The organism is Flavobacterium johnsoniae, from assembly GCF_001879205.1.
Classification (GTDB): domain Bacteria; phylum Bacteroidota; class Bacteroidia; order Flavobacteriales; family Flavobacteriaceae; genus Flavobacterium; species Flavobacterium johnsoniae_A.
On the sequence record NZ_MLFK01000007.1, the window covers coordinates 385,210 to 406,339 of the forward strand.

A 21,130-nucleotide genomic window follows, 5' to 3' on the forward strand; every position below is an offset into this window, starting at 1 on the left:
AACCAACAATAATAAATTAATAATTAAATACTTATAATCTAAAACCAGATAATTTATGACGAAAAACTACCCTGCTTTATTTAGTTAAGTTTACCGCACATTTGATTTTTAGCAAAAATATTTGTACCAGCAGATATTTTGCTTAGATGATAAAAAGTCACCATTTAGTTTCCTTTGTTTTTTTGACAAATAAACAATCTGGGCGTTCCTTTTGTATTATCTCACATGAATACCACGAGAATCATTTAACCACCAAAACTTAACCCCAAATGAAAGAGAATATTAGAATACTATCATGCCTGCTATTGATGAGTATCGGTGCATTTGCCCAAAAAGAACAAATCAAAGAAGCCCTTTCTTTGTATGATAAAGGAAAAAGCCAGGAAGCTTTGGCAATTTTAAATAAAACAGAATACCTGATCCTAAACGCATCTGATGAAGACAAATCAGATTATTACTTTTTAAAAGGTAACGTTTTAAAAGATTTAGCCGTAAAAAACATTGATGCTGCCAATAATTTTACATTAGCATCACAAGCCTATCAGGACGTGTTTTTGTATGAAAACGAATCAGGCAAATTCAAATTTACAATTAAAGCAAACGCAGCGCTTAAAGAAATGAAATCCAGTCTTGTAAATGGCGCAATGTCTGATTTTAATGCAGGTAAATTTAAAGAAAGTGCCGAGAAAAGTTACAAAGTATATTTGTTTGATAAAAAAGACACATTAAACTTATACAATGCGGCATCTTCCTCTATAAACGCTAAAGATTACGACTCTGCAATTAAATACTACGAACTCTTGAAAAAGATTAATTTTTCAGGAAAAGGAGTTTTGTATTATGCAACAAACAAGAAAACAAAAGAAGAAGATGTTTTTGTTTCTCCTAAAGCCAGAGAATCTGCAATTCAGCAGGGACTTTATGAAAAACCAAGAACAGAATCAGTTCCGTCCAAAAAAATAGAAGTAAATAATAATCTGGCTTATGCTTATCTTGAGAAAAAAGATTATCCAAAAGCCGAGGTAATTTATAACTACGTTTTAGAGCTGAACCCAAACTATATTGATGCTTATATTAATATGGCCTACCTAAAATTACAACTAAAAAAGGATCTAGCCGATGAAATATCATCTCTGGGCACTACGCCTGCAGAAATGCAGAAATATGATAAGTTAAGTGCCAGGAAAGATGATGTGACCCGAAGCGCGATTCCGTATCTAAAAAAGGCACTTAGTATTGAGCCTAAAAATACAGATGCAACAAAAACGCTTCTGGGAGTATACAGATCTCTGGATATGACAAATGAATACAATGCATTAAAAAGCAGTATGTAAACATAAAAAAGAAGCTGCTAAACTTTCTTTTTAGCAGCTTCTTCTATAACAGATTTCTTTCCAATAGTTCTTGTAATAATATCTTTTTCAAGACTCCATCCACGGGCCGGCGAATATTCACGTCCGTACCAGATAATCTGCAAATGCAAATCATTCCATAAATCTCTTGGAAATAATCGCTTAGCATCTTTCTCAGTTTGCGCCACGTTTTTTCCATTCGAAAGATTCCATCTGTACATCAATCTATGTATATGAGTATCAACCGGAAAAGCCGGAACGCCAAAAGCCTGAGACATAACAACACTTGCCGTTTTGTGTCCCACAGCCGGTAATTCTTCCAGTGCTTCAAAACTCTGCGGGACTTGTCCGTTATGTTTGGCAATTAAAATTTCAGATAAACCATGAATTCCCTTAGATTTCATTGGAGACAAACCACACGGACGAATAATTTCCTTAATTTCCTCAATAGACATCTTCACCATATCATACGGATTATCGGCTTTTGTAAATAAAAGCGGTGTAATCTGGTTCACACGAACATCTGTACATTGAGCCGAAAGCAAAACGGCAATTAATAAGGTATAAGGGTCTTTATGATCAAGCGGGACAGGTATAGTAGGGTAGAGTTCTTTTAACGTATTTATAACAAATTCTACGCGAGCTTCTTTATTCATTTCCGTATTTTTAATCCTGTAAAAATAGTATAATTTTGATGATGTGCCTAATCCAGCTTTCCGTTTCAACTCCTCGTTGTAACAGCAGCATTTTTAAGTATTAACAAAGCTTCCGCTGGTCGCTTTCTTAATACAAAAAATGCAAGCCGTCACAACTCCGGGGTTTCCACTGCAATCTGGGGCATGAAGAGTTGTGGGATTATGACTTATGAGTTTTATTTTAAATTTTAAAAAAGCACAGCTTTTTTAAAATTTAAGAAGTCTAACAATCTAATATCTAAGAAGTCTAACAATCTAATATCTAAGAAGTCTAACAATCTAATAATCTAAATAAATGACAACATTAAAAGCAGGCGATAAAGCGCCAAACTTTTCAGGAACAGACCAGGACGGAAAATCACATAAACTGGCAGATTATGCCGGAAAAAAATTAGTCGTTTTCTTTTATCCAAAAGCTAGTACACCGGGTTGTACAGCCGAAGCTTGCGATTTAAGAGACAATTTCGAACGCTTTAAAGCCAATAATTACGAATTATTGGGTGTAAGTGCCGACAGTCAAAAAGCGCAGTCAAAATTCAAAGACAAATACGAATTCCCTTTTCCTCTAATTGCCGACGAGGACAAATCGGTAATCAATGCATTTGGCGTTTGGGGACCTAAAAAATTCATGGGAAAAGAATACGATGGAATCCATAGAACAACCTTTGTAATCGACGAAAAAGGAATCATCGAAGAAGTAATCGAAAAAGTAAAAACAAAAGAACACGCAGCGCAGATTTTGAAATAGTTTTTCTTTGTTTCAGGTTTCAAGTGCAGCCTGACAATTTGATAAGATCTAAGAATATTATTTATTTCAAGAAACTTTGTCAAAGTTTTGAACTTTGACAAAGTTTCCGTCTCGAAAACCTGAAACCAAAAAGATAACGAGAGAAACTGAGACTAGCCACTGCGACTGAAAACTTAAAAAAAAAGTCCAAAAAAGAATTTCTTTTTTGGACTTTTTTTTAAGCATTTTGCTCCAGTTCTTTCTGCGGGTGATACCCAAAAAGATGGTGTTCTTTTATAATTTCGGCAACTCCGGAAGGAAGCATTGGTTCCCAGCCGGTTTTTCCCTGACCAATCATTTTTAAAACTTCGCGCGAGAATACATTTAAGATATCCGGATTGTAATCTTTAATGTCAACAACTTTTCCATTGAATTTAAAGAATTTATACAATTCTTTCATTCTAGGATGCACTTTTAGGTTATCAGAAGTGATAACTTCACCGTTTTCACCTAACATTGGATATAAGAATACTTTCATGTCACGGTAGAATAATTTTCCAAAGGCTTCCAGAATTCCTCCACTCAAATGACGATAGTATTTCTCATCAAAAATATCAACAAGGTTATTTACACCCATCGCTAATCCCATACGGGCTTTAGTATAATTGGCGAAATATTCCACTACTTTATAATATTCCTGGAAATTAGAAATCATAACGGTTTGACCAAGCGAACAAAGCAATTCGGCTCTGTCCATAAAATCGCGCTCATCGATTTCTCCATCAGAACGTAAATTCGAAAGTGTAATTTCAAAAACAACTAATGTATTGTCTTTTTCAACTTTATTTTCTTCGAGAAACATTTTTAGCGATTTCTCATACATATCAAGGTTAACATTTGTAACCGGGCGGAAACTTCCTCTAAAGGCAAGAAGGTTCTTTTTGTATAAAATCGCAGCTGGAAGAATATTTTTTCCTTCAGGATTAAACATTACGGCATCTGTCATTCCGTTTTTAACCAACTGTAAACTCATCAAACGATTGTCTACATCAGCAAAACGAGGTCCCGAAAAGTTAATGGTATCGATCTCTAACTGATCTTTGTCTAAGTGGTCGTATAAGTAACGCAGTAAACGTTTTGGATCATTGTATTTGTAAAAAGCACCGTAAATTAAGTTTACACCTAAAATTCCCAGTGTTTCTTGTTGTAATCTGGCATCTGTTTCTTTAAAACGAATGTGAAGTATGATTTCGTTATAAGCTTCGTCTGGTTCAATCTGGTATCTAATTCCAACCCAGCCGTGTCCTTTAAATTGTTTGGCAAAATCTATTGTTGCTACTGTATTGGCGTAGCTGAAGAAAAGTTTATTTGGGTGTTTTTCTCTGCTTAGACGTTCTTCGATCAATTCTCCTTCAAACGTAAGCATTTTTTTTAGTCGGTTTTCGGTAACGTATCTTCCGTCACTTTCAACTCCGTAAACAGCATCACTAAAATCTTTGTCATAAGCCGACATCGCTTTTGCAATAGTTCCTGAAGAACCTCCGGATCTGAAAAAATGCCTAACAGTCTCTTGTCCAGCACCAATTTCAGCAAATGTTCCGTAAATATTCTCGTTTAAATTAATGCGTAACGCTTTGTCTTTTATTGAAGGAATCTGTTCGATGACCTTGTCACCTTTGAGTTTTATTTCTGTACCCATTTTATTTTAAATAGATTTGTTACAAAGTTAGTAAATTAGGCTTCTAATGAAAGAGAAATAATCCTATTTTTGTAAAAAAATTAAGTTCAATTGAAGGTCTATTTTTTAGGTACTGGTACTTCTCAAGGTATTCCGATTATCGGAATCGATCATCCTGTTTGCAAAAGCACTGATGCTAAGGACAAAAGGCTCCGCGTATCCATCTGGATTACGTGGGATGAGCACTCATTTGTAATCGATTGCGGTCCTGATTTCAGGCAGCAGATGCTTTCCTGCGGATGCCGAAAACTCGATGCTATTTTATTTACACATGAACATGCTGATCATACGGCCGGTTTAGATGATATTCGTCCATTTAATTTCCGACAGGGAGAAATTCCAATTTACGGACATAAACGCGTCTTGGATAACCTTAGACGACGTTTTGATTATGTTTTCGAAACCGTAAACAAATATCCCGGCGCCCCAAGTGTAAAAACAATTGAAGTTAAAAACGATCAATCTTTTGCTGTTGGCGACAAATTGGCCATTCCAATAAACGCCATGCATGGCGATTTACAGGTTTTTGGCTATCGAATTGATGATTTTGCGTATTTAACCGATGTAAAAACAATCGAACAAGCCGAAATTGATAAATTGAAAGGCTTAAAAGTTTTAGTTGTAAATGCTTTGCGGGTTGAACCTCACGATACTCATTTTAACTTGCAGGAAGCGCTGGATTTTATTAATCTGGTAAAACCACAAAAAGCGTATTTAACTCACATCAGTCATGTTTTAGGTTTTCACGAAGAAGTTCAGAAACAACTTCCTGAGAATGTTTTTCTGGCTTACGACAATTTAGAAATTACAATTTAATTATACCCACAAAATGAAAAAATCCCTAATGCTTTACCTTTTTATCCTTGCGATATTAATGAATGTTTTTACTTATATGTTTTACAGCCGTGAAGTAAAATTTGGTGAAGAAAGATATGAGAAAACTACAAAAAAGCTAAGAGACAGTATCAATTTGGTATCGGCAAAACTTGCTGAAGCAGATTATTTTTCTTTGGAACATAATGAAAATGCACAGAACTATTTTGATAACAGCGCATCTGGAGGAAAAGTAATTTTATTCGAAAAACTGATTCCGGTTGTAACAGAGAAATTGTTAGATTTTAATGCAAACCCAAAAGGGAATCCGTATACGGGGCAGGATCAGATTGGTCCAAATAAATTTATTATCAATAAAGTAAAAATTTTGAACCACAGATGGATCATTGCAGATTACAGTAATGGAGAATTATGGGGAGAAGTCTTGTTAAAATATTTTGTAGATAACGATGATAATATTACTTTTGAAGTAAATCAAACTTGGTTATACCAAAAATAGGATTTTATAATCCTATTTTTTTTGACCTTAAAATAAACTAGGATTATGAAAAAGATGTTTTTGTTTTCGATTATTGTAAGTGCCGCATTTTCTTGTGGTAAAAAAGTTTCACAGGAAAATGTAATTACAAAAGAACCGCAGAAAGTTGTAGTTGGAGGAGATGCTGATTCTCATGGTTGTAAAGCGTCTGCAGGTTATACTTGGTCAACACTAAAAAAAGAATGTATTCGAATTTTTGAAGGAACAAAATTATCGCATGCAGAAGAAACGGGTAAGGCATATACAACCGCTGCCTACGTAATTTTTGAAGGTAATAAAGCTGAACTTTTCCTTGACACTCAAAAAGAATCCATTATTTTAGAAAGAAAATCTGAAGGGGATTCCTGGAATAAAAACGATTACCAATTAATTCCCTGGAAAGGATATGTGCTGAAAAAAGCCGGGAAGATTATTTATACAGGAGAGTGATTTTAGTATTCAGTCATATTTAGTATTTAGTCGCAGTTTTCAGTTTTTATCTTTAAAATTTCAATCTTGAACTTTGTCAAAGTTTCAAACTTTGACAAAGTTAAGCTGTAAACTGCGACTGAATACTGTAAACTTATAAAGCCAGCCAATTCTTAAAATCAAAGAAATTTTGTGGAGCCACTCCGTGACCAACAGGATATTCTTTATACGTAACCGGAATATTTAGTTTTTCTAAAATTGCCGGGGTTTTTCTAGCCCATTCTATTGGAATAACCTGATCTACAGTTCCGTGAGAGGCGAATATTTTTAGGTTTTTAAAGTCGTTTTTGTCGAAACCTTCTTTAATGATTTCTTCATTAAAATAACCGCTCATTGCCACAACTCTTTGAATTTTTTCCGGATAAGAAAGTGCCGTTGCATAACTTAAGATTGATCCCTGGCTAAATCCAATCAAAGTTACATTGTTAGCATCAATTGGATAATTTGCGACTAATTCATCAATAAAAGAAGCAATTACGTCTCTCGAAGTTTTAGCCTGCTCATTATCAGAAAATTTATTCTGATCGGCATCAAAATTAATTGCATACCACGCATAAGCACCGTATTGTAAATCGTATGGCGCTCTGGCCGAAATGATATAATAGTTGTCAGGAAGTTCTGAGGCAAATGAAAACAAATCGGCTTCGTTGCTGCCATATCCATGTAATAAAAGCAATAACGGATTTTTATCTAAAATTACTTTTGGTTCTCTTATTTTATATTCTAAAGATAGACTCATATTTTAATTGTGAATTGTAAGTTGTTGATTTTTTAGTCACAGTCTCAGTTTTCAGTTCTCAACTTTGACAAAATTTCAAGTTGGAATTTGGGATTTTTGAAATTGGAATTTAAAGATTACCCAATATTTTTAAACCATTTTTGAAATAATTCTCCAACTAAAGGAATTGGTTTGGTTTGTCCCTGAATAGCAGTAAAGATTCCGTAAGTCCAAAGAATTGAAATACAAATCCACATTGGGAAAGTGATAAAAAAGCTGTCAAAATTGCTTATTATTGCTCCAAAAGAAATAAAAGTCAGAGACAAACCTAATGCCTGGCGAATATGAAAGGACGCAAAACTATTTTTGTTTTCAGAATTCATAGACATGGCAATCAAAACACCAATAATTAAAATGTAACTTGTAATGGCAATTGATTTTCCTTCTTCGATTGTATTCTTCATTGTATTATTTTGTAACAAGTTGATTTTGATTTAAAATTCCGTATACAGCACCTTTGATTTCAGTACCTAAAAAAGCAGAATTTTTAGATTTAGAAAGAATGTTTTCTTTTGTAAAAGTCGATTTTCCTTCTGGAGTAAATAATGTAAAATTCGCTTTTGCACCTTCTTCAATAGTGTTGTTTTCTAAGCCAAAAACAGCTCTTCCGGAAGTTAGTTTTGCAACGATAGTTTCTAGCGGTAAAACCGTTAATAAGGCACCAAAGGCACTTTCTAGACCAATTGTTCCGTTTTTCGCAGTATCAAATTCCATTTTTTTGAATTCAATATCAATCGGATTGTGGTCTGATGTAATCATATCAATAGTTCCATCAGCGATTCCGTTTAACAAAGCTTGTCTGTCGACTTCAGTACGTAATGGCGGTGTTACTTTAAAACGAGTGTCAAAACCATCCAGTTTTTCATCGGTTAAAACCAAATGATGTACAGAGGCGCTTGCTGTTACGTTTAGGCCTTTTGCTTTAGCTTCTCTTATAAGTTGAACTGATTTTGCTGTAGAAATAGTCGGGATGTGAAGTTTTCCGCCAGTATATTCCAGTAAAAATAAGTTCCTTGAAATTTGAAGTTCTTCGGCTAAATTTGGAATGCCTTTTAGACCTAATCTTGTCGAAACAATTCCTTCATTGGCAACTCCGTTTCCTTTGATATTTGGATCCTGCGAGTAAGTGATTACCAAACCATCAAAATCCTGTACGTATTGCAAAGCGATTTTTAGCAGATTAGCATTGTCGATACTTTTGTTGTAATCACCAAAAGCTATGGCTCCGGCTTTTTTCATGTCATAAAGTTCTGCCATATCTTTTCCTTCGCTGGCTTTTGTTAAGGCACCAATTGGAAAGATTTCTGTTGCAGAACCATTTGCTTTATTTTTTACAAAATTTACCTGAGACTGATTGTCGATAATAGGGAAGGAGTTCGGCTGCAGGGCAATTGCAGTAAAGCCGCTTTTTGCAGCAACATTTAATCCGTTTGCAATAGTTTCTCTGTCTTCGTAACCTGGTTCCCCAAGAGAAACACTGCTGTCAAACCATCCTTGAGAAACATGAAGATCGTCGAACTTTACTTCTTTTGCATCGTCATTTGGAAGTGAAACTCCTATTTTTTCTATTAAACCATCTGCAATTAAAAGATCAACGGTCTGGTTATGAAACGGACTTTTGGAGTCGATAATTTTGGCGCTTTTGATGATTATTTTCATATTGTAGATTTTTTTGTCGTAAAATGATTTTTGTAAAAAATAAAACGCTTTTAGATTGTTGTTAAATTTATTTTACAAACTTGATAATTGCTATTTCTAATGCTAAAAATAACAGTGCAAAGATAACAAACCATTTCCAAATTTGGCTGTCAGTTCGCTCAGTTTGCAAGGTGTTAAAAATGGTCGAAATCGTATCGGCGGTTTTAAAATCAGAAACCACGTTTGTGTTTACTTTACTCAAATCACTTTCGGTTCTTTTGTAATTGAAACTCAAATTTTCAACCTGTTCTTTTTTATCAAAAACGCTGTAGTTTCCAGCTGTTTCAGGGAAATCGTTAAACGTTAATTTGACTTTGTTATTTAATATCTGCTGAATCGGTATAAATGAATCTTCATTGCCTTTTACTTCCAAAATAGCATCTTTTGTTAATAATACGTCCACAAAATAGGGCTGATTGTTTCCAATTGTCAATGCGTTTACTCCGGTTTTCTGATTGTTCTGTGCTATTTTGTAAAATAAAGGAACAATTAACGGTGATTGCTGAAAGTTTGAATTATTCGAATTTATGGGTGCAGAGAATATTGTAATTCCTGCAGTTGGATTTTGAATCGCTGTAACAAATGTACTTTGATCTTCATAAGATAGAACGGCTGGATAGGGACTCGAAATATCAAATGAACTGTTTGTTTTTGGATATTGAAAATTTGTGATTTTATTTTCAAAAACTCCTGAAAATAAAGGATGATCAAAATTGATTTTGGTAATTAGTTTACTTTCCGTTTTCCAATTATTAAACTGAACTTTTCCAAAATTCCCTAAAAATGAATTCAAATTTGAAATTGAACTTTTTTCAGAAGGAATTACGACCAGATTTCCGCCTTTAGAAACAAATGCTTTTAGAGTCGTCTGGAGAGCTTGTGGAATTTCATTTAATTCGTTTAAAATGATTGTGTTTTGTTTTTCTAAACTATTGTAATCCAGAGAACTGATGGAGTAATTGGAATAATTGAATTCGGCCGAAGTGTAAATTCTGGATAAGAAATTGCTTTTTTCAGGTTCGCCAATGCTGATTACATTTGTTTTTTTGTTTTTAGAAATACTGAAAAACAATCTGTTATCATAAGTCAAGCCGTTATCTTCAATGGAAACATAACCGTGAAATGCTTCTTTTGGAATTGTAAAGTTGATTTTCTTTTTCTTCGAATCAAAATTGATAATGGTTTTGGCAATCAGTTTGTTTTGATTGTACAAAGCGGTCGAAACAGGTTTGAAATCTTCGCCATAAGCTGATAAATTAACGCTTATTTCATAGAAATTTTCTAAAGTCTGATTGATGTAAACACTGTCAATAGAAATGTTATTTTTTTGTTCGGCTTCCGGAATTATAAAATAGGGTTTTTCTTCTGAATCAATGTTTTTAATATCGTTTTCGGTTAAGCCAACTGCATCAGATATGATTACAATATCTTTTTTATGTGCTGATTTATGTACTTTTACTTTTGCCATAATAGACGAAAGTTCAAATGGCGTGGCGCTGTATTTTAAGTTTTGTAAAGCACTTTTAGCTGATTTAATATCAGTATTCCAATAATTTTCAGTGTTTGTTAATAAAGAAAACTGAGCATTTTCGGGTGTGTTTTCCAGTAATTCCTGAACGGCGCGTTTTAGTAATTCTCCTTTTTTGCCTTTTGCCTGCATACTAAACGAATTGTCTAGAATAATATACATTTCGTTTGAGGCGTTCTGACTGTCTTTGGCTTCAAAAAAAGGCTGTGAAAAAGCTATAATAGCGCATGTAAGCAATAAAAGACGAGTGGCCAGCAATAATCTTTTTTTGATTTTTGAACTTTTACGGGTTTGAACTGCCAGTTCTTTTAAGAAACGGACATTAGTAAAATAAGAGGTTTTAAAACGTCGTAATTGAAATAAATGAACCAAAATTGGAACAATCAATAAAAAAAGAAAGTATAGAATTTCGGGCTGTTTAAAGTGCATTCTGGCTTCGATTTACTTCACTACGTTTTATTTTTCGCGAAGATGCTGGTCAAAAATACAAATTTTTTTGTTTGAACCATATAAGTAATGTAAGGGATTGTAAGCAAAAGTTCTTCAAGTTAAACGAAAATGAACTTATATAACTTATATGGCACAAATCCTTTTTTAAAATGTAACTTTTCTGGTTCTGTTTGTAATGCTGAAAAAGATATTATTGCTTATTTTAGCGTATTCAAAAAAACAAATTATGAAAAAAATATATCTAGTATTATTTTCCGCTCTGGCAGTCACAACTGCAAGTGCTCAAAATAAATTTAACCTTTTGGTTGGAACTTATACCAATACATGCCAGAGTAACGGAATCTACGTTTATGAATTCGATGCTGTTTCGGGCGATTTTAAACTGAAAAGTTCTTCAGAAAATGTGGTAAGTCCAAGTTATTTATCGGTTTCGGCAGATAATAAATTTATTTATGCCGTAAATGAAAACGGAACCCATAGTACTGTAAGTGCATTTGGTTATGACTCGGGCTCAGGGAAAATTAATTTTTTGAATAAAAATGATGCTTTAGGAGCAGATCCTTGTCATTTAATAAATGATGACAAAAATGTAATTGCAGCCAATTATTCCGGTGGGAATATTGTAGTTTACAAAAAGAATACAGATGGCAGTATATCTGAGGTACAGCAATTGATTCAGCATGAAGGAAAGGGTCCAAACGCGGCACGTCAGGAAAAAGCTCACGTTCATATGGTTGCTTTTTCGCCAGACAAAAAGTTTGTTCTGTCGAACGATTTAGGTTTAGATAAAGTCTTTATTTATAAATACAATCCGAATTCTAAAAACGAAATTCTGACTTTAAAAGGAAGTGTTGATGTTAAGCCGGGAAGCGGGCCAAGACATTTGACATTTAGTAAAGATGGCAAATTCGTCTATTTAATTCAGGAACTGGATGCTACACTGACTACTTTTAGTTATGATAAAGCTGGAACTCTAAAAGTAATTGCCGAAACGAGTATTTTACCAAAAGGTTTTACCGGAGGAACTGGTGCTGCAGCAATTAAAATTTCGCCTGATGGAAACTTCTTATATGTTTCAGATCGTGTAGATGCTAATTCTATTGCTGTTTATAAAGTTCTTAAAAATGGAAGTATTGAACTTGTTGAGCAGGTAAGTACTCTAGGAAAAGGCCCTAGAGATTTTGCTATTGATCCAACAGGAAATTACTTATTAGTGGGACACCAATACACCAATGATATTGTGATTTTTAAAAGAGATATCACTACCGGAAAAATTACAGATACCGGAAAAAGAATTCAATTGTGTTCGCCAGTTGGTTTGGTGTTTACGAAGATATAGTTTTTTTAAGATGCTTAGGGGCTAAGGTTCTAAGGCACTAAGAGCTAACTAAAAGGCTCACAAGATTCAAAATAAAACTTTGAATTTTGTGAGCCTTTATAATTGAAAAAAAACTTAGAGCCTTAGTAACTTAGAGCCTTAGCACCTTAGCCTCTAAAAATTATTTATTATTATCCTTCCTCTTCTTATCTCTCGTTTTTAGCATATTTCGATTGACAGAACCGTGTGTTTTCTTTTTTGTTTTTGATGGACCACCTAAGTTAACTTTTTTGTTCTTCTTAGACTTTTCGTGAAAAGCTCCGTCGCCTTCAAGTTTTACTTTTTTCATTAAAAACTTAATAGGCTGTTTGTCTTTCTCAGGTTCAATTAGTTTAGATGAAACTTCAACTTCTTCAGGAAAATCAGTAATTTCAAGTTCCTGGTTCATTAAAACTTCAACTTCAATTTTAAATTCCTCTTCTCTTGGAGTGACAAAACTAATGGCTGTTCCGGCTGCATCTGCACGACCTGTACGACCAATTCTGTGCATATACAATTCAGGCTCTTCCGGAAGTTCAAAGTTAATAACGTGCGTGATATCAGAAATATCCAAACCTCTTGCCATAATATCTGTTGTAATTAAGCCGCGAAGATTTCCTTCCTGAAATTCAGCCATTGTACTCAAACGGTAGTTTTGAGATTTATTAGAGTGAATTACTCCAAATTGGCCTTCAAAATCTTCTTCAATTCGGGTATGAAGCATATCCGAAATCTTTTTATTGTTTACGAAAACCAAAACACGACTCATGTTTTCGTCATTCTGTAATAAATGTTTTAGAAGATTTACTTTGGTATTGAAATTTGGAACGTTATAGGTAATTTGAGTAATTTTTTCAAGCGGTGTCCCAGAAGCGGCAAGTGTTACTTCTTCAGGAAAGTCAAAAAAGTCATTCAATACAGCATCTACTTCATCAGTCATTGTTGCAGAGAATAATATATTTTGACGTTTTGTTTTCATCATGGCCAAAAGTGCCGTCAATTGTGTACGGAAACCTAAATTCAGCATTTCGTCGAATTCGTCGATTACTAGTTTTTGAGTTTCATCAAAACGAACAACGGCGTCAAGAGCTAAATCCATTGTACGGCCGGGAGTTCCTACTAAAATATCGACACCTTCGTAAACGGCTTTTTTTTGTGTATTGATGTTTACACCTCCGTAAATACCAAGTGTTTTAACCGACATATATTTAGTCAGTTTTTCAACTTCTTCTACAACCTGAACAACTAATTCACGCGTTGGAACAAGTACAACAATCTTTGGCGTATTAGTATTGGTAAACTTGTAAAGTTTTAAAAGAGGCAGTAAATAGGCAAATGTTTTACCGGTTCCGGTTTGTGCAATTCCCATCATATCACGTCCAGACATGATTACAGAGAAAGATTTTTCCTGAATAGGAGTTGGTGTAACAAATCCCAGTTCGTCGATTGCTTTTTGTAAAGATTTTGGAAGATTGAATTTTTCGAAAGTGCTCATTTGCATTAAATTTTGTGCAAATGTACGTTAAAATGATGGTTTTTTGTAGAATTTGTAATTTTAGATATGATTCTCAAATTTAAAACCCTTCAAAAACACCCAATCCAAACAAAGCAAAATCGTATTTTACAGGATCTTGAGCATCCATTTTTCTTAGTTTAGTGTCTAATTCCAATAACGCTTTTGCGTCATTTTGTTTTCGCTTTAAGATGCCTAATTTTCTGGCAACATTTCCCGAATGAACATCAAGCGGACAAGACAATACAGCCGGAGAAATGGTTTTCCATATTCCTAAATCGACTCCTTTTGTGTCCTGACGAACCATCCAGCGCAAATACATATTGATACGTTTTGCTGCCGAATTATTCAATGGATCTGAAATGTGTTTTTGAGTTCGGGGTAAATGATTGATTTCGAAGAAAATTTTCTTGAATTCGCTTATGCTTTTCTGCAAACTATCTTTTTCCTGATTTTTGGCAAAAACCGCTTCGAGTCCGTTATGGTTTTTGTAGATGTGCTGTAAACCTTTAATGAATCCTCCAAAATCTTTTCCATTAAACGTGCGGTGAACAAAAGTTTCTAATCTTGCTAAATCATCTTCAGAATGTGTCATGACGAAATCATAAGGGGTATTTCCCATTAATTCCATCATTTTATGTGAGTTTTTGATGATCATTTTACGGTTTCCCCAAGCAATAGAAGCACTTAGAAAACCCGCAATTTCGATATCTTCTTTTTGGGTAAAGAGATGCGGAATCTGAACGGGATCACTTTCTATGAAATCCTGATTGTTATATTGAATGACTTTTTCGTCGAGAAATTCTTTGAGTTCTTTTTGGTTCATTTTAAATGAAATCTTCTTATAAATTTGAATGCCCTAATCCTGATGGGAGAGACAATCCTTTTATGCCGGTCTCATGCTTCGGGAGGCATAAAAGATTGGAAGGACAGCAGGAAATAGCTCCCAATTGCCCTAATTGCTGATTTGTCCGTCAATCATCACTAATTTTCTATCAGCCATGTTTGCCAGTTCTTCGTTGTGTGTTACAATTACAAAAGTCTGTCCAAATTCGTCGCGAAGCTGGAAAAACAGCTGATGCAGGTTTTCGGCTGAATGTGTATCCAGATTTCCAGAAGGTTCATCGGCAAAAATAACATCGGGTTTGTTGATTAAAGCTCGTGCTACAGCAACACGCTGTTGTTCTCCACCCGAAAGTTCGTTTGGTTTGTGGTTGATTCTATGCGATAATCCTAAATATTCCAGTATTTTTTTAGCTTCTTTTTCGGTTTCAGCTTTTGGTTTATTGGCCATAAAAGCCGGAATACACACGTTTTCTAAAGCGGTAAACTCTGGTAATAATTGATGAAATTGAAAAATGAAACCAAGATTTAGATTTCTGAAATCTGATAATACTTTGTCTTGTTTGCTTTTTCTTTTAAAATATCTGTTATAATAAACAAGCATTGAAATTATGGGTGAAAATAAAACGCCAATAACTACTAATCGCAGCGTATCGTCGAAGATTTTAGTTCTAAAAAACAATAAGTAAACAGTCAGGATTATAATATAAACAGCTCCTGTCCAGCTTATTATTTTGAATGTTTTTTCTTCTTTTGAATTGTCAGTTTCAACATTCTGAAGTTTTAGAATATTTTTACCATTGATTGTTAATGATGATTCTGAATTAATTTCGGGTTTATCTAAGGTTCCTAGTATTTGAAGTAAAGTTGTTTTTCCGGCACCGGAAGCTCCTACGATAGAAACAATTTCTCCTTTTTTAATATGTAAATCAACTCCTTTTAAAACTTCGAGTTTGTCGTAGAATTTATGTATGTTTTTTGCTTGTATCATTTTAGCGAAACTGTTTTTACAAAGAAACAAAGAATTATGCTTAGAATCAAATTACAAAAAATTGAATTTTTTTAAATCCTGAAATTCCAAATCCTTTGACTTCTTTCAGAAACACAGGAATTTCATAAAATTATAATTTCAAAAATCTAAAACCTACAATCTAAAACCTGAAATTTTAAAAAGGGTACGTTTCTTGATATGGGAATTTCGAAATTAATTTGTGAAATAAAATAAAATTGGACAAACAGATTATTTTATTTTTGGTTTAAACTAAACTTGACGTAAAATGCAGGAATTGAATGTTATAGAAGACAGTAATAAAAGAATATCAAAATTAATAATTGGTTTAATTTTGGATGGAATTGGTATGGTTTCTTTTTCTATTCCGCTTCTTGGGGAATTTTCAGATGTAATCTGGGCGCCAATCGCAGCTATTATTATGAGCAGAATGTATAAAGGACGAGTTGGGAAAGTCGCGAGTGTTTTGACTTTTATCGAAGAGATAATCCCGTTTACAGATATAATTCCGTCTTTTACACTTACGTGGATTTATACGTATTTCTTTTCCAGCGAACGCATGAAAATTTAATCTTTAAAGAGAAATCCTAATCCCATATTTTTAAGCATTTTCTTTTCGAAGTTCCAAAAGAATTTAAACTGCCCAAAAACAGTTCCTATTGCAACGAGTAAAACCTGATAAATAGGGAATATTATAATTAGGCGGATTAAGGTAAACCACCCTCCAAAATCTTCTTTTGTGATGCCTAGCCAAATGCAAAATGGTTTAGACAGCCAAGCAGATGCCGATCCTGTAATGGCAAAAACGATAAGTATAATAATGGCTTGTAGATTTGAGGTAATTCCCCAGCGTTTCTTTAATCTATTCATTGCTATTTGTAATGATTACAAATATAGTAACATTATCTTGAAGGAACATTACCCCAAAGCTTTTGTTTGTAAGTATTTTGAAAATAAATCATGTAATTGTAAATTAAGTAATTTACTTCGTAGCCATAATGAATATTTGGCCGATAATCGATTGTCATTTCATATAAACTAGGATTATAACGCTGCGGTTGTAAAACACGATTATTCCACTCTGTTACATATAAGTAATTTTTGTTTTCCAGAAAAGCCAATGAATGATAGTTTCTTGGCAAAGCTCTCGAGGCAAGCCAATTATTAAATCCGTTATCAATTATAATAACTTCATATTCTAAAGAATCGTTAGCAATTCGTACAGTATCACTTCCTTTTTTAGGAGAATCTGCTGCGCTCGCAATCTGTTGCGATGTTGTAGAACACGCAATTATAATGAGAAAAAGAAATAATATGGAAAGCCCCTTTTTCATAACTTTTCTTGAAGACTTAAAGATACGATTTTTTTTTAAGTGGTTAAGGATCTAAGTTGCTAAGTTTCTTAGGTTTTTAGCAGCTGAGTTTATTAGATCAAACAAAAAAGCCGTTTATGAAAATAAACAGCTTTTAATATTTTTACTTGAATTTTAGATTTTCAGCACCTAAGTATCTCAGAATCTCAGCATTTAAGCATCTTAGAGCTATTTACTTCCAAACAATTTACCAATAAAACCAGCTATACCGCCTTTGCTTTTTGTTACTACAAGTACATCTGCTACATCAACTTTTCCGTCGTTGTTTTGGTCAAGGCCAAATTGCATTCCGTATTTTGAGATGGTATCCATTATTCCTGAAGCTTGTCCGCTGTTTCCTGAAATTGAATTGATGATATCCGAGATTTGAAAACTGTTGTCGTTTGGATCTTTTGCTTTATTAACTAACGAACCTAAAATCTGCGGAATTAAATTGGATGCAACTCCGCTTGAATCTGCACTGCTTAGTCCAAACTTTTGGCCAAGACTGCCGCTTAATTGTTGTTGAATTTGCTGTACTATAGGATTTGAGCTGTCAATAGCTGATTTGCCGCTAAACAGTCCTGCAATTTGTTCGGTTCCGCCTTCAGAAACAATTTTTTTTAAACTTTCAAAAATAGAAGTGCTGGTTTCGTTGATTACGGCTTCGTTGTGTTCGTTTGGGACAGCTTTGTTGTTTACAACAGCATCGCCTCCATATTGCTGTACTAATTGGGTTAATTGTTCAAACATAATATATAAAAGTTTTAAATTACACGCCAAAAATAAGAAAAAAAAGAAAGGGATTTACTACAAATAAGCAGTAAATCCCTCTAAAGATAATCTATTTTTTAATTACTAGCTCAACAAAGTAATAATTTGTGAAGCTAATTCTGTACCAATTCTATCTTGTGCTTCTCCTGTTGCAGCTCCAATGTGTGGAGTTAAAGAGATTTTAGAGTGCATTAAGATCGCCATTTCTGGTTTTGGTTCGCTTTCGAAAACGTCTAAACCAGCAAAAGCAACTTTACCAGAATCTAAAGCTTTTACTAAAGCAACTTCATCGATAACACCTCCACGTGCACAGTTTACGATTCCAACACCGTCTTTCATGATCTCAAGTTCTTTCTCGCCAATAATGTAACCATCTTGAGCAGGAACGTGCAATGTGATGAAATCAGCTTCTTTAAACAATGATTCTAAAGATTGAGAAACAATTGTAGTAGTGATAGATTGTCCGTCGAAAAATTCAACTTTTATATCTACCTGCGGAATAAAACTATCAGCTGCGATAACTTTCATACCTAAACCAAGCGCCATTTTTGCAGTAGCTTGTCCAATACGTCCGATACCAACAATTCCAAGTGTTTTTCCTCTTAATTCAATTCCGTTTGCGTAAGCTTTTTTCAAGCCGTCAAAGTTAGAATCTCCTTCTAGAGGCATATTTCTGTTAGAGTCATGTAAGAAACGAACACCAGAAAATAAGTGTCCAAAAACCAATTCAGCAACAGATTCTGAAGATGAAGCCGGTGTATTGATTACATGAATTCCTTTGCTTTTAGCATAATCAACATCAATATTATCCATACCAACACCACCACGTCCGATGATTTTGATACCAGGACAAGCGTCGATAATATCTTTACGAACTTTAGTTGCACTTCGCACTAAAATTACGTCTACATTATTTTCATTGATAAAGTTAGCTACTTGTTCCTGAGCTACTTTTGTAGTTATAACTTCAAATCCGCCTTTTTCTAAGGCTAGAATTCCGCTTTTAGAAATTCCATCATTTGCTAATACTTTCATTGTATGTATTGTTTATTTGGTTAATCGTTTAATTGTTTAATCGATAAACCAAGTATTGAGTTTTTCTTTTTTTGTATTGTAAACTGAGACTGAGACTGAGAACTAAACTTTAGACTCTAAAGCTTTCATTACATCTACTAAAACCTGAACACTTTCTATAGGCATAGCATTGTAAATAGAAGCTCTGTAACCACCCACAGAACGGTGTCCTGGCAATCCTGAAATATTTGCCGCTTTCCACAAAGCATCAAAAGTTTCTGTATGATCCGGGTTGTTTAATAAGAAAGTTACATTCATTTTAGAACGGTCTTCAACAGCAGCAGCACCTTTAAATAATGGGTTTCTGTCGATTTCAGCATAAAGAAGTGCAGCTTTTGCGTTGTTTAATTTTTCAACAGCATCGATTCCGCCTTTTTCTTTGATCCACTGTAACGTTAATAATGAAACATATACTGAAAAAACAGGAGGAGTATTGTACATACTTTCTGCTTTGATATGCTTAGCATAATCTAACATACTTGGAATTGTTCTTCCGTTTTTGCCTAAGATTTCTTCTTTAACCACAACAAGAGTTGTTCCTGCAGGTCCCATATTTTTTTGAGCTCCGGCATAAATTAAGTCAAACTTAGAGAAGTCTAAGTTACGAGAGAAAATGTCAGAACTCATATCGCATACTACCGGAATATTGGTAGATGGGAATTCTTGCATTTGAGTTCCAAAAATAGTGTTGTTACTTGTACAGTGAAAATAATCAGCATCACTTGGTATTTCGTAACCTTTTGGAATATGTGTATAGTTTTCTTCTTTAGACGAACCTACGATAATAGTTTCTCCAAAAAGTTTAGCTTCTTTAATTGCTGCAGTTGCCCAGGTTCCTGAATCTAAATAAGCCGCTTTTCCGTTTTCTTTCATTAAGTTATATGGAGCCATCAAGAATGCAGTACTTGCACCACCTTGTAAAAATAAGGCTTGATATCCTTTTCCCTGAAGTCCTAATAATTCTAAAGCCAGCGAACGAGCTTCATCCATAACAGCAACAAAATCTTTGCTTCGGTGCGAAATTTCAAGAATAGATAATCCTGAATCATTAAAATTTAAAATTGCTTTTGATGCCTTCTCAAAAACTTCCTGAGGTAAAATACTTGGTCCTGCGCTGTAGTTGTGTTTTTTCATGGTTGTTGTTAATAGTCGAAAATTTTAAAGACGCAAATTTCGGCAATAGGAGCTGAAAAAGCGATAAATAATTCGAAATAATTAAACATTTTTTTACTTTGTTGTTAACAAAAACGTTATAGTATCAACGTTATCTGCATAATCCCACAATTGAGGATTTTGGGTTTGGCCAAATGCAACGCTGTTTTTAATTAAATTGCTGCTTACTATGCATTGAATTTGTTCTTTATCAGCTTCAAGACGGGATTGTAAATCTTCAAAATCTTCATAATATTCATAGAAAACGCTCGAAATAGGCGAGGCGTAGCTTGAATCTTCTTTTAAAGTCAAAAATCCGTTATCTAATAATTTAAAGTTGCTCATTAAAAAAACAGCTTTATTATAATCATAATTATTAGCATATTTTTCATAATGAATAACATCCTGATATTTAAAAACTGCCTGAAAAAAAGCATCGAAAGAATAGCCTTTTGGTACAAAAAGTTTAGAAACATTACGACATCCCAAACCAAAATATCTAAAAATATCTTCCCCTAAAGCTTCTAATTCTTCATTTGTTTCTTTTCCGTTTAAAACGGCAGCCGAATTTCTGTTTTTTCGAATGATTGAAGGTTTGTCTTTAAAATAATACTCAAAATAACGGGCTGTATTGTTGCTTCCTGTGGCGATTACCGTGTCGAAATTCTCGAGTTTTCCTTCCACGAAAGTGATTTTATCTTTTAGATTTTCATCAACAGCAATTAAATATTTGGCCAAAAATGGTAATAAATGCTGGTCATTTGACGAGGTTTTTATCAACGCTTTGTTTCCGGTTATTAATACTGATAGAAAATCATGAAAACCAACAAGCGGAATATTTCCTGCTAAGATCAAAGCAACAGTTTTTTCTTTTCTGTCCTCCTGAGCAAATTCAGCAGTATATCTTGAAAGCCATTTGTCGATGTTTTCTTCCGTCAGTGCATCGGCCCAGGATTTTACTGCAAAATACACTTGTTCAGGCGTATACCAGCCATTATGAGACTGCGATAAATGGATTAGATTTTTAAAATCTTCAAAAAAGATCTCATTATATAGAACGTCAGATTTTTTCACGGATTGCTCTTCAGAAAACTGACTTAAAAATTTTCCTAATTCAACAAAAACACTTTTTTTTGTTTCTAATGTCATAATGTTTGTTTATGAATTGTTTTGATTGTAATTTTGCACAAAAATAAGCATAATTAAGTCGAAAGTCAAAAGTCATCAAGTCAAAAGAAAATGTCTTTTAG

The 21,130-nt window shown here is 33.9% G+C and carries 21 protein-coding genes and 2 pseudogenes; 7 read left to right on the forward strand and 16 right to left on the reverse strand.

The window, feature by feature from the left end; all coding sequences use genetic code 11:
- The first annotated feature begins 269 nt into the window (after positions 1 to 269).
- Positions 270 to 1,334 (forward strand): tetratricopeptide repeat protein, encoded by a 1,065-nt coding sequence (locus BKM63_RS13185; protein ID WP_071637035.1) that lies wholly within the window; start codon positions 270 to 272, stop codon positions 1,332 to 1,334.
- A 17-nt stretch (positions 1,335 to 1,351) separates the two neighbouring features.
- Here the strand turns inward: BKM63_RS13185 and BKM63_RS13190 are convergent, their stop codons facing one another.
- Positions 1,352 to 2,008: an endonuclease III domain-containing protein gene (locus tag BKM63_RS13190; RefSeq protein WP_071637036.1), complete on the reverse strand. Its 657-nt coding sequence runs from the start codon at positions 2,006 to 2,008 to the stop codon at positions 1,352 to 1,354.
- A 334-nt stretch (positions 2,009 to 2,342) separates the two neighbouring features.
- Here BKM63_RS13190 and bcp point away from each other — a divergent pair, with 334 nt between their 5' ends.
- The gene (gene bcp / locus BKM63_RS13195) at positions 2,343 to 2,795 is read left to right on the forward strand and encodes a thioredoxin-dependent thiol peroxidase (protein ID WP_071637037.1); all 453 of its coding nucleotides are present in this window, start codon (positions 2,343 to 2,345) and stop codon (positions 2,793 to 2,795) included.
- A 217-nt stretch (positions 2,796 to 3,012) separates the two neighbouring features.
- Here bcp and BKM63_RS13200 read toward each other — a convergent pair whose 3' ends face one another.
- Entirely contained in the window at positions 3,013 to 4,473 is a 1,461-nt protein-coding gene (locus BKM63_RS13200) for a TonB-dependent receptor (protein WP_071637038.1), read from the reverse strand.
- Positions 4,474 to 4,563: 90 nt separating this feature from the next.
- Here BKM63_RS13200 and BKM63_RS13205 point away from each other — a divergent pair, with 90 nt between their 5' ends.
- The 3 genes from BKM63_RS13205 to BKM63_RS13215 are packed head-to-tail and all read left to right on the forward strand — an operon-like array spanning position 4,564 to position 6,313.
- Positions 4,564 to 5,328 carry an MBL fold metallo-hydrolase gene (locus BKM63_RS13205; protein WP_071637039.1) on the forward strand — a complete coding sequence of 255 codons (765 nt, stop codon included), beginning with the start codon at positions 4,564 to 4,566 and terminating at the stop codon, positions 5,326 to 5,328.
- Between the two features lie 13 nt (positions 5,329 to 5,341).
- Positions 5,342 to 5,845, forward strand: coding sequence for a hypothetical protein (locus tag BKM63_RS13210; protein WP_071637040.1), 504 nt, complete (start codon positions 5,342 to 5,344; stop codon positions 5,843 to 5,845).
- 45 nt (positions 5,846 to 5,890) lie between these two features.
- Positions 5,891 to 6,313, forward strand: a complete 423-nt coding sequence (locus BKM63_RS13215) for a hypothetical protein (RefSeq protein ID WP_242661144.1) — start codon at positions 5,891 to 5,893, stop codon at positions 6,311 to 6,313.
- A 133-nt stretch (positions 6,314 to 6,446) separates the two neighbouring features.
- On the opposite strand, the gene BKM63_RS13220 is transcribed toward BKM63_RS13215, so the two are convergent.
- From BKM63_RS13220 to BKM63_RS13235, 4 genes are all read right to left on the reverse strand, one after another.
- Positions 6,447 to 7,091: an alpha/beta hydrolase gene (locus BKM63_RS13220; RefSeq protein ID WP_071637041.1), complete on the reverse strand. Its 645-nt coding sequence runs from the start codon at positions 7,089 to 7,091 to the stop codon at positions 6,447 to 6,449.
- Between the two features lie 116 nt (positions 7,092 to 7,207).
- The gene (locus BKM63_RS13225; RefSeq protein WP_071637366.1) at positions 7,208 to 7,534 is read right to left on the reverse strand and encodes a hypothetical protein; all 327 of its coding nucleotides are present in this window, start codon (positions 7,532 to 7,534) and stop codon (positions 7,208 to 7,210) included.
- Between the two features lie 4 nt (positions 7,535 to 7,538).
- The gene (locus tag BKM63_RS13230) at positions 7,539 to 8,789 is read right to left on the reverse strand and encodes a dihydroorotase (protein WP_071637042.1); all 1,251 of its coding nucleotides are present in this window, start codon (positions 8,787 to 8,789) and stop codon (positions 7,539 to 7,541) included.
- A gap of 67 nt (positions 8,790 to 8,856) precedes the next feature.
- Positions 8,857 to 10,785: a vWA domain-containing protein gene (locus BKM63_RS13235; RefSeq protein ID WP_071637043.1), complete on the reverse strand. Its 1,929-nt coding sequence runs from the start codon at positions 10,783 to 10,785 to the stop codon at positions 8,857 to 8,859.
- A 247-nt stretch (positions 10,786 to 11,032) separates the two neighbouring features.
- Here BKM63_RS13235 and BKM63_RS13240 point away from each other — a divergent pair, with 247 nt between their 5' ends.
- Complete coding sequence (locus tag BKM63_RS13240; RefSeq protein ID WP_071637367.1) at positions 11,033 to 12,145, forward strand: lactonase family protein; 1,113 nt, start codon at positions 11,033 to 11,035, stop codon at positions 12,143 to 12,145.
- 160 nt (positions 12,146 to 12,305) lie between these two features.
- Here BKM63_RS13240 and BKM63_RS13245 read toward each other — a convergent pair whose 3' ends face one another.
- The 4 genes and pseudogenes from BKM63_RS13245 to BKM63_RS24040 form a co-directional block, all read right to left on the reverse strand.
- The gene (locus tag BKM63_RS13245; protein ID WP_071637044.1) at positions 12,306 to 13,658 is read right to left on the reverse strand and encodes a DEAD/DEAH box helicase; all 1,353 of its coding nucleotides are present in this window, start codon (positions 13,656 to 13,658) and stop codon (positions 12,306 to 12,308) included.
- 79 nt (positions 13,659 to 13,737) lie between these two features.
- Positions 13,738 to 14,502 (reverse strand): TIGR02757 family protein, encoded by a 765-nt coding sequence (locus BKM63_RS13250; RefSeq protein ID WP_071637045.1) that lies wholly within the window; start codon positions 14,500 to 14,502, stop codon positions 13,738 to 13,740.
- A gap of 129 nt (positions 14,503 to 14,631) precedes the next feature.
- Positions 14,632 to 15,081 (reverse strand): annotated as a pseudogene (locus BKM63_RS23920) (ABC transporter ATP-binding protein); the annotation flags it as partial.
- 210 nt (positions 15,082 to 15,291) lie between these two features.
- Positions 15,292 to 15,510 (reverse strand): annotated as a pseudogene (locus BKM63_RS24040) (ATP-binding cassette domain-containing protein); the annotation flags it as partial.
- A 286-nt stretch (positions 15,511 to 15,796) separates the two neighbouring features.
- Here BKM63_RS24040 and BKM63_RS13260 point away from each other — a divergent pair.
- The gene (locus BKM63_RS13260; RefSeq protein ID WP_071637047.1) at positions 15,797 to 16,099 is read left to right on the forward strand and encodes a hypothetical protein; all 303 of its coding nucleotides are present in this window, start codon (positions 15,797 to 15,799) and stop codon (positions 16,097 to 16,099) included.
- On the opposite strand, the gene BKM63_RS13265 is transcribed toward BKM63_RS13260, so the two are convergent.
- From BKM63_RS13265 to BKM63_RS13290, 6 genes are all read right to left on the reverse strand, one after another.
- A complete protein-coding gene (locus BKM63_RS13265; RefSeq protein WP_071637048.1) occupies positions 16,096 to 16,398 on the reverse strand; it encodes a DUF6787 family protein in 303 nt (100 codons plus the stop codon). The genes BKM63_RS13260 and BKM63_RS13265 overlap by 4 nt on opposite strands.
- Before the next feature lie 32 nt (positions 16,399 to 16,430).
- Positions 16,431 to 16,862, reverse strand: coding sequence for a DUF6146 family protein (locus tag BKM63_RS13270; protein WP_071637049.1), 432 nt, complete (start codon positions 16,860 to 16,862; stop codon positions 16,431 to 16,433).
- A 207-nt stretch (positions 16,863 to 17,069) separates the two neighbouring features.
- Positions 17,070 to 17,633, reverse strand: a complete 564-nt coding sequence (locus BKM63_RS13275; protein WP_071637050.1) for a DUF937 domain-containing protein — start codon at positions 17,631 to 17,633, stop codon at positions 17,070 to 17,072.
- A gap of 105 nt (positions 17,634 to 17,738) precedes the next feature.
- A complete protein-coding gene (locus BKM63_RS13280) occupies positions 17,739 to 18,689 on the reverse strand; it encodes a D-2-hydroxyacid dehydrogenase (RefSeq protein ID WP_071637051.1) in 951 nt (316 codons plus the stop codon).
- A 102-nt stretch (positions 18,690 to 18,791) separates the two neighbouring features.
- Positions 18,792 to 19,862 carry a 3-phosphoserine/phosphohydroxythreonine transaminase gene (gene serC / locus BKM63_RS13285; RefSeq protein ID WP_071637052.1) on the reverse strand — a complete coding sequence of 357 codons (1,071 nt, stop codon included), beginning with the start codon at positions 19,860 to 19,862 and terminating at the stop codon, positions 18,792 to 18,794.
- A gap of 93 nt (positions 19,863 to 19,955) precedes the next feature.
- Entirely contained in the window at positions 19,956 to 21,029 is a 1,074-nt protein-coding gene (locus tag BKM63_RS13290; protein WP_071637053.1) for an acyl-CoA reductase, read from the reverse strand.
- Positions 21,030 to 21,130: the final 101 nt, after the last annotated feature.